This is a genomic window from Amycolatopsis sp. NPDC003865 (genome assembly GCF_053605345.1).
Genome location: NZ_JBSGJA010000006.1, coordinates 336193 through 348952, shown reverse-complemented (window position 1 = coordinate 348952; position 12760 = coordinate 336193). Strand labels below are relative to the sequence as shown.

Annotated in this window: 11 protein-coding genes; 3 read left to right on the top strand and 8 right to left on the bottom strand. The window is 72.7% G+C overall.

Translation table 11 applies throughout. From position 1 onward, the window contains the following. Positions 1-13 precede the first annotated feature (13 nt). On the top strand, positions 14-1366 hold the full coding sequence (locus ACWEVP_RS17685) for a glycosyltransferase 87 family protein (RefSeq protein WP_452063586.1): 1353 nt from the start codon (positions 14-16) through the stop codon (positions 1364-1366). Here ACWEVP_RS17685 and ACWEVP_RS17680 read toward each other — a convergent pair. The 5 genes from ACWEVP_RS17680 to ACWEVP_RS17660 all read right to left on the bottom strand — a co-directional run bounded on the left by ACWEVP_RS17680 (position 1353) and on the right by ACWEVP_RS17660 (position 8948). Continuing rightward, a complete protein-coding gene (locus ACWEVP_RS17680; RefSeq protein WP_003071237.1) occupies positions 1353-1562 on the bottom strand; it encodes a helix-turn-helix domain-containing protein in 210 nt (69 codons plus the stop codon). The two genes, ACWEVP_RS17685 and ACWEVP_RS17680, sit on opposite strands and share 14 nt — an antisense overlap. A gap of 177 nt (positions 1563-1739) precedes the next feature. Then, positions 1740-3368 carry an ABC-F family ATP-binding cassette domain-containing protein gene (locus tag ACWEVP_RS17675; protein ID WP_452063585.1) on the bottom strand — a complete coding sequence of 543 codons (1629 nt, stop codon included), beginning with the start codon at positions 3366-3368 and terminating at the stop codon, positions 1740-1742. 137 nt (positions 3369-3505) lie between these two features. Beyond that, positions 3506-4156 carry an acVLRF1 family peptidyl-tRNA hydrolase gene (locus ACWEVP_RS17670; protein ID WP_452063584.1) on the bottom strand — a complete coding sequence of 217 codons (651 nt, stop codon included), beginning with the start codon at positions 4154-4156 and terminating at the stop codon, positions 3506-3508. A 56-nt stretch (positions 4157-4212) separates the two neighbouring features. Continuing rightward, positions 4213-7089, bottom strand: a complete 2877-nt coding sequence (locus ACWEVP_RS17665; protein WP_452063583.1) for a S8 family serine peptidase — start codon at positions 7087-7089, stop codon at positions 4213-4215. A gap of 296 nt (positions 7090-7385) precedes the next feature. Further along, on the bottom strand, positions 7386-8948 hold the full coding sequence (locus ACWEVP_RS17660) for a deoxyguanosinetriphosphate triphosphohydrolase family protein (protein WP_452063582.1): 1563 nt from the start codon (positions 8946-8948) through the stop codon (positions 7386-7388). Between the two features lie 60 nt (positions 8949-9008). Between ACWEVP_RS17660 and ACWEVP_RS17655 the strand changes: the two genes are divergently transcribed. Next, positions 9009-9353, top strand: coding sequence for a PASTA domain-containing protein (locus tag ACWEVP_RS17655; protein ID WP_452063581.1), 345 nt, complete (start codon positions 9009-9011; stop codon positions 9351-9353). On the opposite strand, the gene ACWEVP_RS17650 is transcribed toward ACWEVP_RS17655, so the two are convergent. Both ACWEVP_RS17650 and ACWEVP_RS17645 read right to left on the bottom strand, forming a co-directional pair. After that, entirely contained in the window at positions 9350-9988 is a 639-nt protein-coding gene (locus tag ACWEVP_RS17650; protein ID WP_452063580.1) for an SRPBCC family protein, read from the bottom strand. The two genes, ACWEVP_RS17655 and ACWEVP_RS17650, sit on opposite strands and share 4 nt — an antisense overlap. Further along, positions 9985-10335, bottom strand: coding sequence for an ArsR/SmtB family transcription factor (locus ACWEVP_RS17645; protein WP_452063579.1), 351 nt, complete (start codon positions 10333-10335; stop codon positions 9985-9987). The genes ACWEVP_RS17650 and ACWEVP_RS17645 overlap by 4 nt, the downstream gene beginning before the upstream one ends. A gap of 145 nt (positions 10336-10480) precedes the next feature. Between ACWEVP_RS17645 and ACWEVP_RS17640 the strand changes: the two genes are divergently transcribed. Next, the gene (locus ACWEVP_RS17640; RefSeq protein ID WP_452063578.1) at positions 10481-12142 is read left to right on the top strand and encodes a GGDEF domain-containing protein; all 1662 of its coding nucleotides are present in this window, start codon (positions 10481-10483) and stop codon (positions 12140-12142) included. Here ACWEVP_RS17640 and ACWEVP_RS17635 read toward each other — a convergent pair. Beyond that, positions 12139-12744, bottom strand: coding sequence for a TetR/AcrR family transcriptional regulator (locus ACWEVP_RS17635; RefSeq protein ID WP_452063577.1), 606 nt, complete (start codon positions 12742-12744; stop codon positions 12139-12141). The genes ACWEVP_RS17640 and ACWEVP_RS17635 overlap by 4 nt on opposite strands. Positions 12745-12760: the final 16 nt, after the last annotated feature.

Sequence of the window (12760 nt, the reverse complement as noted above, 5' to 3'; positions counted from 1 at the left end):
GTAGCCTCAAGTGGTGGAAACGGAGGTGGGCCGGGCGCCCGCATGGCGGCGCGCGGCACGGCTCTTCACGGCACCCGCGCGCACCACCGAGGCCGGTCCACTGCGCTGGGACCTGGGCTTCTACCTCGCCTGCCTGGCCTTCGCACTGCCGACCGCGCTCGTCTCCGAGTTCTACGGCTACCGCGTCTGGGGCACCTTCGCGACCGTCGCGTACGGCTTCGGCGCGCTGCACAGCGGGTGGCTGCTGCTGTCGGCGCGCCACGGCCGTACGCCGCACGGAGTACTCGGCTCGCGCTGGTGCGGCATCGCCGCGGTCGCCCTGTTGGCAATGATCCTTCCGTTGTTGCTCCTGGTGATCCGCCGACTGACCGGGGTGGACTGGCTGATCACGCCGTTCTCCTGGGCCGCGCAGCCCGAGGTCTGGGTGATCGAGCGGTCCGCGGATCTGCTGCTGCACCACGGAACCCCGTACGTCGACGTCACCGCGCTCGGCCGGGCGCCGGAGGTCAACGACTACACCCCCTACGGCCCGGTCATGGCGGTCTTCGGCCTGCCGCGGGCGCTGTTCGGCGGCACGCCGCTCACCGACGCGCTGACCGACGCCCGGTGGATGTTCGCCCTCGCCATCTGCGCGTGCGTGCTGGGCACGCTGAAGCTGCTGAAGTGGCCGAAGGTGCCGGTCGGGGCCGCGCAGCTCGCGCTGGCCTGTCCGCTGACCGCGCTCACCTGGGCCGTCGCCGGGCCGGACCTGGCGATCGTCGGGTTGCTGGTGCTCACCTGCGCGCTCGCCGCCCGCGGGAAGATCGCCTGGTCGGGACTGGTGCTGGCCGTGGTCGTCAGCGCGAAGCTCATCGTCGCGCCCGCGGCCGCGGTGCTGGTGGTGTTCGTGCTGGTGCGCCGGGGAACGGGCCTCGACTGGCCCGCGGTCGGGCGCTTCGCCTCAGCGCTGGTGGCGACGACGGCCGCCCTGCACCTGCCCGTCTACCTGGTGGATCCGGCGGCGTTCGTCGAGCACGTCTTCCGGTTCCCCCTCGGGATGGGCGCCGTGCGCTCGCCCGCGGCGAGCCCGCTGCCGGGTCACCTCATCGCCGAGCTCGGCGTCCTCGGCCAGGTGACGGCGTTCGTGCTCGTCGGCGCCGCGGCCGTGGCCATGCTGGTCTGGCTGGTGCGCCGGCCCCCCGCGAACGGCTCCGGCGCAGTCCTGCGCATCGCCGTCGGACTCGGCGCGTTGATCCTGCTCACCCCGGCCACCCGCTACGGCTACCTGGTGTACCCGCTGGTCCTGCTCGGGGCCCACCTGGTGTTCCGCGTGGCCGAAGCTCCCGCTGCGCCCCCCGCGCAGCAGTCCGCGACTACTTCTTCTTGACCCGCGTGGCCCCGCCGCGCCCCCGCAGCTGGACTCCGGACTCCGACAGCACCCGGTGCACGAACCCGTAGGACCGGCCCGTCGACTCCGCGAGGGCCCGGATGCTCGAGCCCTTCTCGTATTTCTTCTTCAGGTCAGCGGCCAGCTTGTCGCGCGTGTTGCCGGTGATCCGCGCGCCTTTCTTGAGATCAGCCACGTCGATCGCCTTCCCGCCGAGAGTGTTCTGGGCCACATATCGGCCCCTGCCGGGGCAATGATCGAACACTGAGCGCCGGATTGCCAGACGACAGCCCTAAAACAGCCGAAATTGCGATCACATTGGGCCATTCCAGTGCCGGGTGGGAGTGATCTTGCACCCGAATGGACGCATCGATCACGCGAGCTGGACAAGTTCCAGGTAGTCCGCCGACCAGTGGTCCTCGGTGCCGTCGGGCAGCAGGATGACCCGCTCCGGCTCGAGCGCCTCGACCGCGCCGGGGTCGTGCGTGACCAGCACGACGGCGCCCGCGAAGCTGCGCAAAGCGTCCAGGACCTGGGCACGGCTGGCCGGGTCGAGGTTGTTCGTCGGCTCGTCGAGCAGCAACACGTTGGCAGCGCTGGAGACCAGGCCCGCCAGCGCGAGCCGGGTCTTCTCGCCGCCGGAAAGCGTGCCGGCGGGCTGGTCGAGTTGTTCGCCGGTGAAGAGGAACGAGCCGAGCAGGTTCCGCAACTCCTGAGCGCCCGTGTCCGGAGCGAGATGTCGGATGTTTTCCCACACCGACGCATCATGATCAAGAGTTTCGTGTTCCTGTGCGTAATAGCCCAAACGCAATCCGTGACCCGGAACGACGGATCCGGTGTCCGGGGTTTCCATTCCGCCGAGGAGCCGGAGCAATGTCGTCTTTCCCGCGCCGTTCAGCCCGAGTACGACGACCTTCGAACCGCGGTCGATCGCGAGATCGACGCCGGTGAAGATTTCCAGTGAGCCGTAGGACTTCGAGAGCTCCTCGGCGGTGAGCGGGGTCCGGCCGCAGGGGGCGGGTTCGGGGAACTTGATCCGGGCGACCTTGTCGGCCTGGCGCGTGTCCTCGAGGGCGTTGAGCATCTGCTCGGCCCGGCGCGCCATGTTCTTGGCCGCCACCGCCTTCGTGGCCTTCGCGCCGAGCTTCGCGGCCTGCTGCTGCAGCGCCGACGCCTTCTTCTCGGCATTGGCGCGCTCGCGGCGGCGGCGCTTCTCGTCGGTCGCGCGCGCGTCGAGGTAGCGCTGCCAGCCCATGTTGTACAGGTCCAGCTCACCGCGGGTGGCGTCGAGGAACCAGACCTTGTTGACCACGTCGGCCAGCAGCTCGACGTCGTGGCTGATCACGACCAGGCCGCCGTCGTGCTGCTTGAGGAACCCGCGCAGCCAGTTGATCGAGTCGGCGTCGAGGTGGTTGGTCGGCTCGTCCAGCAGCAGGATCGTCTCGGACTTGCCGCCGGCGCCCGCTTCGGCCGCGGCGAACAGGATCCGCGCCAGCTCGACGCGGCGGCGCTGACCGCCGGAAAGCGTCTGCAGCGTCTGGGCGAGGATCCGGTCGGCCAGGCCGAGGTTGGAGCAGATCCGCGCCGCTTCGCTCTCCGCGGCGTACCCGCCGAGCGAGGCGAAGCGCTCCTCGAGCCGCGCGTAGCGGTTGATGGCCTTGTCGCGCGCGGCGTCGTCGACGAGCTCGGCCATCGAGGCCTGCGCCTTCTCCATGTCGCGCATCAGCTTGTCCAGACCGCGCGCGGAGAGCACGCGGTCCTTCGCGGTGACCGAAAGATCGCCTTCGCGCGGGTCCTGCGGCAGGTAGCCGAGTTCGCCGGTGCGGCGGACCTCGCCCGCGTGCGGCTCGCCTTCGCCGGCGAGGACCTTCAGCGAGGTGGTCTTGCCGGCGCCGTTGCGGCCGACGAGGCCGATGCGGTCGCCGGACTGGATCCGGATGGTGACGCCGTTGAGCAGGATGCGCGAACCCGCGCGCAGCTCAAGGCCGGTGGCCGTGATCAAGGGGAACTCCCGTGGAATGGGGGCGTAAGGAGGACAGCGTCAGGCGGCCGCGAAGGCCGCGGCGTCACTCCAGCTGGATATCCACGGGACCCAGTGTACGGGCCGGGGTCGAGGGGTTTTTCCGGACGTGTGCGGTCTCACCCGTCGCGCAGCGTGACCTGCACCGACACCGCCCGCCCGGCGGCGTCCTCGAGCACGGCCCGGCTCGGCTCGCCGACGTCCAGCACGCGGGGTTCGGCCCGGGCGAACAGCGGCGCCAGCCGGCGGTCCGCGCGCAGCTCGTCGAGGGCCCGCCGGTCGCCGCCGAGCACCACGGCGTCCACTTCGGACAGCCTGGGGACGAGGACTTCGAAGACGTCGCCGGCCGCGTCCTGGAGGGCGTGCCGCGCCTGCCCCGCACGACGCCGGGCGAAGCGCCGCTGCGACCAGCCGCCCGCGGCGGAGCGGCCCTGGACGAGGTGCCGGTCGGTGCGCGAAACCCCGACCCGGCCATCCCGGGCGATCCCGACGCTGTGGCCGCCGCGGCGCACCAGCACCAGCGCGATCGTCCGCGGCCGGAGCGCGTGCGCGACGAGGCCGTCGAGCGACGGGTCTTCGAGGGGTCCGAAAGGGACGGTCGCGGTCGCGGTGCTGCGGTCGGCCGCGGTCACCCGGACTTCGTGCGGCCCGGCGTCGGTGGCGACGATCCCGCCGTGCGAGGCGGCGAACCGCTCGAACCACCCGGCCAGCCGCTCGGGCGGGACCTCGACGGCGCGCCCGCCGCCGGAGACCTGCCGTGCCTTCGCCATGGGAAAACGGTACGGGGCCGCCGCGATCTTCGCGACGGCCCCGCACCGGCTACCGCTTACAGCGGGTGCACCGGGCCGTTGTTCGTGTAGCCCCGCACGTTCGACGGCGCGCCGGCCGCCGGGGGCTGGACGAACCCGTTGATGTGCAGGGCGACCGAGCGGATGAAGCCGGCGTCGCCGCCTGCTGCGTCCACCACGAAGAACGTCCACGCGCCGTCGACCGCCGCGCCGGTCAGGTTTCCGGTCAGCGCCTGCGTCGGCCGCCACGAGCCGGTGAACGGCGCGTTGGCCGAGGTCACCGTGCTGAACGCCGCCGCGGCGTTGTCCGCGAAGACGACCTGGCACAGGTTCTTGCCGGACCCGCCGTTGCGCTGGAACACCGTCGCCTTCGCGCCCGAAGGCGCCGTCAGCGTGCCGACCAGGTCACCGACGTAGGAGTGGTTGAGCCCCACCGTCGTCGAGTTCGGGTCGGTGCTGCACGTCGTGCCGTCCACCGAGAACGTCACCTTGGACGCGCGGCCGACCCCGGTGACCGGGATGGTCACCGACGCCCCGACCGGGCTGTTGTCCGGGATCGCCACCGGCGCGCCGGCGTAGGCGAAGTCCTGCGCGACCGGCGACGGGGTGCCGACCGGGAGCGAGAACGTCGACGTCGTCGGCGAGTGCGCACCGGCGAAGCTGACCTTGGCGTTCAGCACGACCGGCGCGCCGAGCTGCTGCGTCGCCGGGACGGTGATGGTGAAGTCGTTGACGCCGGTCTGTCCCGGGCTGATGGTGCCGTAGGACTTGGACCGCGGCGCCACCGTGACACCCGGGGTCGGGCTGGTGAGCACGACGCTGGTGGACACGGCGGTGCCGTCGCCTTCGTTGGTCACCGGCAGGGTCACCTTGGCCGTGTCGCCCGGGTCGAGCGCGGAGCCGCCGTCGGCTGGGGTGACCGTCGGCTGCTTCGCCACCGCGAGGGGCTGCGGGCTGGCACCGGTGTAGGCGAGCACCTTGTCCGCGAGGATGACGCCGGAGCCGGTGAAGTTGTCGCGGCCCGGGGTTTCGATGTCGATCGCGGTGTTGATCAGCGCCTCCCGCACCTCGGACGGCGGCAGGCCGGGGTTGCCCGACAGCACCAGCGAGGCGATGGCGGCCGCGTGCGGCGCGGCGGCCGAGGTGCCGAAGAACGGGTTGAACCCGGTGACGCTGGTCTGCACGCCGTCGGCCGCGGTGATCTCCGGCTTGTTCCGGACCTCACCACCGGTCGAGGACACGTTGCCCGGGGTGATCGGCGTGCCGTCGGCCTCGTAGAACACGCGCCGCGGACCGTCGGAGGTGAACCGCTCGGCCTTGGTGGCGCCGCTGAACGCCGCCGGGTACGGGCCCGCCGGGTTGGCCGGGTCACCGGGCTCGAGGGGACGGCCGAACGCCGCCGCCGCCGGAGCCGCCGCGACGCTGAAGGCGTCCCGCGCGGCCGAGTGGCCGACCGTGACACCCGGGGTGTTGTAGGCCTTCAGGCCGTCCGCAGAGTCCTTGAACCGGCCGCGCAGCGCGGACAGCGACAGGTAGCGGTTCTGGCCCGAGAACTTCACGACCGCCAGGCGCAGGCCGGTGCCGCCGAAGAGCGGCGTCTGCAGGATCTCGAACGGGTCCTGGGTGCCGTCCTGGACGTTCTGGCTGAAGCTGACCACGGCCCCCGCGGCGTTGAGCAGGTAGAGGTCGTAGTCGTTGGCCGAGTGCCCGATCGGGTCGGACCAGTGCAGCGTCACCGGGACACCGGCCGAGGAGGCGTCGGAGACGGGCTCGTAGATCTGGTTGCCCGCGGCGCCGGCGAAGTTGTGCGCGACGCCGGCGAACTTGCCGACCGACTTGCCGGAGTCGACGAAGTCGCCTTCCCAGTGCCCGGCGGTGCCGTCGGCGACGTTGCCCTCGTTGCCCGCCGAGGAGAAGTACAGCGCGCCGTCGGCGGTCACGTCGTTCACGGCCTGGGCGATGATCCAGTCCTGGAACGGGGATTCCTTGAAGTAGATGACGTCGTCGACGATGACGTCGCAGTGGGACTCGAAGCGCAGCTTGCGGATGTTGTCGGCGAAGCTGGCGTCGGAGTTGAACGCCGAGGCGAAGCCGAGCGCGGCGTTGGGCGCGAGGTCGTGGATGATCTCGAGCATCGCGGTGCCCTCGTCGCCCTCGCCCTCCTGGCCGGCGATGACGTCGACGGTCGGCGGGAGCTCGCCCTTGGCCTGCGACGCGGCCAGGGAGTCGACGCCGTCGGACAGCGCGCACGCCTTGACGCCGACGCCGGTGACGCCGAACTGCTGGCGGGCGATGTCGGCGTTGTGGGCGCGGTCGCCCTCGCTGGTCAGGGTGGCGGCCGCCGCGGCGCTGCGCTGCGACTTCGAGGCAACCGCTTTCTGCAGCTCACCGGCGATGCGGTCGGCCTTCTGCTGCTTGGTTTCGGTCTTGGCCGGCGTCGTCGCCGGGGTGGCCAGCTCGTGGGCGGTCATGGCCTGGTCGGCCTGCTCGACGCGCTGGACGTCGCCGCGCGCGGCGATCGCGGTGACCTGGCTCAGCGGCACCTCGGCGCGGACGCTGCCGTAGCGGTCCGACACCGCGCGGATGCCCGCCCCGGCCTTGGTCAGCGAGCCGATGAGGTCCGGGGTGACCTTGCTCGCGCGGATGTCGACCAGGACGGTCCCGGCCGAAGACACCGCAGCCCCCGACTGCAGTGCGGTCAGCTGCTTGGCGACACCCTTTTCGGCGACGAGCAGCTTGCTGTCCACTTTGGACTCGGCGGCCGAGCGGCCCGCCTTGACCGCCTGCAGCGCGGCGATCTGCTGCTGGGCGGTTTCGGTGAAGGCGTCCGGTGTGGACGCGGTGGCGGCGCCCGCGACGGGCGGCGACACGAGGCCGAGCGCGGCGAGCAAAGCCGCGGCCCCGGCGGTGAGCACAGTGGATCTCGATCTCGTGGAACGGGTACGACGCACGAGCGCCCTCCGATATCTCCAAGGCGCGTGCCCCGACTCACGCTGACCGACGCCGGTGATCACCGGCGGGATCAAGCTAAGTACGGTGGGTGCATCGTAAAAAGCGGCCGTTGGAGTGACAAAGGACGGATAATTTCCGGAACCGGCCGCAGGTCGTAGGCCGTTCAGCGCAACCGGATGCCGATCACCGGACAACCGCCGGACAACCGGTTCGCCACGTGCAACGGGTGTCCGCGGCGGCGGAACCCGTTACCGCGTCCTCAGAGCACGAACGAGTCCGACCACGGCTGCGCGGCCCGGCCCGACAGCGCGTCCAGCAGCGTCACCGCCTGCTTGTCGGTCAGCGAAGCCACGAAGTCCACGACCGCGCGGCCCCGCGCCAGGCCGCGCACGGCGTCCGGTCCGGACACCGGCTCCCCCGTCGCGCCGACCAGCAGCTCCGGCGCCGAGCGCGCCAGCCCCGTGTATTCCGCGTGCGCCAGCTCGACCAGGTCGTGCAACCGCCGCGGCAGCCGGGAAACCTCGTCGCGATCGGACAGCCACGCGTCGAGCGCGTCGACCAGGCTCGTCACCAGCCCGGCCTGGCCGCGCTGGTGCAGCGCGAGGTCCGGGCGCAGCAGCACGAACCGGCGGTGCACGAACTTGAGCACCTGGACCTCGTGCCACTGCGCGGGCCGCAGCGAGACGTGGCCGGTCCGGGTGGACGGGTCCGCCAGCACGAACACGCCGTCGACCAGGCGGGCGGTCCAGTTCGCGGAGAACGCCGCCGTGGCCTGCTCGGCCTCGATCGAGCCGTCGAACTCCCCGGCGAGCAGTCCGTCGACCAGTTCCGCGCGCACCCGCGCGACGGCGGCGGCGAACGCGTCGTCGTCGACGATCCAGGCGTCCTTGACGTGCATGCGGCGGCGGACGCGCTCGAGCGAGCGGCCGGGGCGGCGCAGTTCGGCGTGCAGCGTCTCGTCGTCGAGCGCGGCCAGCTCGCCGGCGTGCTCGAGCCACTCCCCCAGCTCCGCCGCCACCGGTGCGTGCTGCAGGACGCCGATGCGGTGGAAGTCCTGCAGGTCGTGGATGGCGTAGGCGATGTCGTCGGCGGTGTCCATCACGGACGCTTCGACCGTCTGCTGCCAGCTTTCGACGCGCCCGGCGAACGCCGCGCGGGCCTGCTCGAAGTCGTCGAGCTCGGTGGCGTAGGCGGAGAACTTGGCCGCGCCGGTGCCGGGCAGGTCCTCGGGTTCGCCGGCCCCGCGCGGCGGGACGGCCATCGCCGACGGGTGCGGCGCCGGGTGGTGCAGCCGCAGCCACGGGTACTTGAGGACGGCGGCGCGCACCGCCGTGGTCAGGTCGAGCCCGATCGCCGACGGCCCGCGCACGTCGGTCGTGGTGATGATGCGGAACGACTGCGCGTTGCCCTCGAAGCCGTCGGCGAGGCCGAAGCGGTGCCGGGCGATGCGGTCGAGCGTCTGCTCGCCGAGGTGCCCGAACGGCGGGTGCCCGAGGTCGTGCGCGAGCGCGGCGGCCTCGGCGACGTCGGGGTCGCAGCCGCCCAGCTTGTCGGCCAGGCCGGCGTCGGGCCCGGTGCTGATCCGCTCGGCGATGGCGCGCGCGACCTGCGCGACCTTCAGGCTGTGAGTCAGCCGGTTGTGCAGCAGCCCGGCCCCGCCGGCGCTGACCACCTGCGTCACCCCGCCCAGACGGGCGAAGAACGGCGAGGCGGCGATGCGGTCGCGGTCGATCCGGAACGGGCTGGTCGCCAGGTCGGTGAACCCGCCGGCGCCCGTCGCCGGGTCGCGCCGGAGCCGCCGCGGGTCGATCTCCTGATCCATGCGCCCGACCTTATCCGGCTTCACCCGAACGGCGGGCAGGCGCGTGGGTACCCCTCGGTCATGTCCCGAGCGATGGTCACCACGCTGGCAGCACTCGCGTTCGCCCTGGTCGCGTGCGGCGGCTCACCGGCCGCACCCGGCGCGACCTCGGCGCCCGAGCCGTCGTCGACCTCGGCGAAGCGGATCAAGGTCCCGGACGTCTCCGGCATGAACCACCAGGACGCCCAGGACGCGATGCAGCGCGCCGGCCTCTACAACCTGCGCGAGGTCGACGGCACCGGCCAGGGCCGGGCGCTGGTCGTGGACCGCAACTGGGTCCAGACGGGCCAGGACCCGGCGGCGGGCACGGAGGTCCCGCCCGACGCGGTGATCACGCTGACGGGGGTCAAAGCCGGCGAGCGCTAAGCCTCCGGCTGGGCCGTGTACGCGGCCAGGCAGCGGTCGGCCTGGGTGCGGGCCGTCGCCTGGTCTTCGCCGCCCGCGACGTGGGCCTCGTACCAGGCTTCGTTCGCCGCCGTCACGAATCCGATCCCCTCCGGCGACGCCATCCAGGCCATCGCCTCGGCCGGGTCGACCACGTACCCCGGGTCGGCGGCCAGGTGCCGGACCAGGGCGGTCAGCGCCATGTCCCAGCCGACGCCGACCGCGCCCGGACCGAACTGCTCCCAGTGGTCGTCGACGTGGGCCGTGTGCTCCAGCTCGAAGCGCGTGCCCGCGCCCTCGGGGGTGAGCCGGACCTCGATCCAGCTGACTCCGCCGTTCATCTCCCAGGTCGCGGTGAAGCTCTTCGGCGGGTCGCAGCGCTCGACCGTGCCGCCCGCGTTGCCCTCCAGCTGGTACTTGCCGCCGAGCTTGAGCTCGCCGCTTACGGGCAGGAACCACCGCGGGATGCGCTCGGCGTTCGTGCAGGCGTCCCACATGTCGTCGACGTCGGTGTCGTAGACCTGGCTGATGGTCATCACGCGCGCCTCCCCCGCTTCGAGCGCGCGGCGGCCGAGCGTCCGGCGGACGGCGCTGATCTGGTGGCTGACCTCGATCACGAACCTTCTCCTTCTTCGATGCGTCGCCGCGCGCGTTTGCCGCGGGCGATTTCGGTGGCCAGTGCGTCGAGCGGCGGGGTCCAGAACCGGCGGAACCGGTCGAGCCAGGCGTCGACGTCGCGCAGCGGGTCGTGCCCGACCGCGTACAGCCGCCGCGCGCCGTCCTGGCGGACGACCGCGAAGCCGTTGTCCCGCAACACCTTCAGGTGCTGCGACACCGCCGGCTGCGAGATGCCGAACTCGGCCCGGATCACCTCGGTCACCGCGCCGGCGGCCCGCTCGCCGTCGGCCAGCAGCTCGAGGATCCGGCGGCGGACCGGGTCGCCGAGGACGTCGAACGCGTGCACGCCGTCAAGCTACAAGCAGCAACTTATATAAGTCAAGGCTGAAGTAGTGGCAGGCGTCACGCTGCGTTACTCCGATGTGGGTAACGGGGGTGAACATCAGTCGACATCCGTTTCGCTTCGCGGCCGGACCCGCGACGATCGGGGCGTGAAGTCGCCACGCGCGGTCCGCTTCGCCTTCCAGCCGCTGTACAGCCTGCACACCGGGGGCGTCGTGGCTCACGAAGCGCTGGCCAGGCCGGGCCAGGGCACCGTCCCCGAGCTGCTCACCCAGGCGCGCCGCGAAGGCCGCCTCGCCGAGGTGGACCTCGGCCTCGCGATCGCCGCCGTCCGGCAGGACGAGACGGCGCTCCCCCTGCACCTCAACCTCTCCGCGCGCACCCTCGCCGCGCCGGCGGCGATGTACGACGACCTCCTGGCCGAGCTCGGCGACGCCGGGCGCCGCACCCGCGACGTCGTCCTCGAGATCGGGCCGCCGTTCGCGCCACTGCCCGCCGACCGCGCGCTGGCCGGGATGCGGGCGCTGACCGAACTCGGCTTCCGGCTCGCGCTCGACGGCCTCGGCCGCGGCGACCTGCCGCTCGGCCTGCTCGTCGACGCGCCGGTCGACCTGGTCAAGCTCGACCGCACGGTGCTGCGCGGGCTGCCGGACGACCAGGCATCGGTCGCTGTCGTCGAGGCGCTGCTGCACTACACCAACCGCACCGGCACGCGGCTGGTCGCGACCGGGGTGGAGACCGACGCGCAGCTCGACGCCGTCCGCGGCCTCGGCGTCCGGATCGCGCAGGGGAACCTGCTGGCCCCGCCGACCGCCGCCGGTCCCGCGCCGGCGCTGCTGACGAGGTCCCCGGCCCCGCGCGCGCCGGGTCCGGCGCAGTGCGTCGGCGACTTCCTCCGGCCGGCCACGACGCTGCCGGAGTCCGCGACCTGCGACGAGGTCCGCGAGGTGCTGGCGGCGGCGGACGCGCCTTCGGGTGTCGTCGGGGTCGACGAGCTGAACCGGCCGCGCTGGTCGGTCGACCGGACGCGGTTCCTGGTCGCAGTAACCGGCCCTTATGGGCACGCGCTGCACGCGAAGCGCCCGGCGGCGCGGCTCGCGGACACGCCGCACACGATCGAGGCCCGCGCGGGCGCGATGGAGTTCCTCGAACTGGTCACCGACGCCGACTGGGGCCGCACGGGCGACGACGTCGTGGTCGTCGACGAGGTCGGCCGCTGCCTCGGTGTGGTGCTGGTGACCGAGGTGGTGCGCGGGGTGGCCGAGGCGAAGGTCGAGGCCGCGGCGGCGCTGAACCCGCTGACCCGGCTGCCGGGCAGCGACACGGTGGCCCGTGACGTCGCCCGCCGCATCACGATCGGCGAGCCGTTCGTGGCGGCGTGGCTGGACATCGACGCGTTCAAGGCAGTCAACGACACCGCGGGCTTCGCGGCGGGCGACGACCTGATCCGCGAACTGGGCGGCGCGCTGACGGCGTTGGCCGGGCAGCTGCGGCGGATGCGGGTGAGCCACGTGGGCGGCGACGACTTCCTGGTGGTGTGCGACGTCGACGAGATCGCGACGGTGGCGGGCGCGCTGCTGGACCGCCCCTGGACGGCCGACGGGATGCCGGTGACGGTGTCGCTGGCGACGCTGGTGTGCGCGAGCGGGTCGATCCGGTCGTACCAGGAGGTTTCCCGGCTGCTGGCGCCGTTGAAGAAGCGCGCGAAGGCGGTGCCGGGGTCGAGCTGGGTCCTGAGCCGCCCGGGCACGGACCGGGTCGAGGTGTTGCGCGGAATCGGCACCCGCGGCCTCCAGCCGGCGGCGGGCTAGAACGGGCCGCCTGCCAACTGGGCCTGGATCGCCTCCGTCGCCCAGGTCACGTAGTCCTCGTGCGGCCAGCCGCACACCCCGGTCAGGTGGTCGTAGGCCTCGTGCGACGTCAGCAACCCGATCGCGTCCGCGAGCTGGTCCGAGGCCGGCGCCCCCGCTTCCGCCAGCCGCTCCCTGATCTCCGCGCGGCGGGCCACCGCCAGCTCCGCGCGGACCGCCGCCACCGCCGGGTCGGCCATCGCCGCCGTCGTGAACGCGCGCCAGATCGGCAGCGACCCGCGGACGCCCGACGCCAGCCGCGCGACCATCTCCGGCAGGTCCGCCAGCGTCCCGCGGCCGACCAGGGCGTCCAGGCTCACCGCGTCCGGACTGCCCGCGAAGCCGTCGCGGAACGCGGCCAGCAGCAGGTCCGCCTTGCGGCCCGTCTGCGTGACCGTCTCCAGGCTCACCTCGGCCGCGGCCGCGATCTGCCGCATGCTCGTGCCCGCGTAGCCGCGCTCGGCGAACAGCCGCCTCGCCGTCGCCACCACGTGCGCGCGGGTCTGCCGGGCTCGCGCCGAGCGGACTGGTGACGAATAGCGGCGTTTCTCGGGTATCGTCATCAATTGGATAGTACAG

What these genes read in the sequence shown, in the direction of transcription:
- ACWEVP_RS17660 (WP_452063582.1), bottom strand. Translation starts at nt 8,948, where the DNA reads ATGGATCAGGAGATCGACCCGCGGCGGCTCCGGCGCGACCCGGCGACG.
- ACWEVP_RS17635 (WP_452063577.1), bottom strand. Translation starts at nt 12,744, where the DNA reads ATGACGATACCCGAGAAACGCCGCTATTCGTCACCAGTCCGCTCGGCG.
- ACWEVP_RS17655 (WP_452063581.1), top strand. Translation starts at nt 9,009, where the DNA reads ATGTCCCGAGCGATGGTCACCACGCTGGCAGCACTCGCGTTCGCCCTG.
- ACWEVP_RS17670 (WP_452063584.1), bottom strand. Translation starts at nt 4,156, where the DNA reads ATGGCGAAGGCACGGCAGGTCTCCGGCGGCGGGCGCGCCGTCGAGGTC.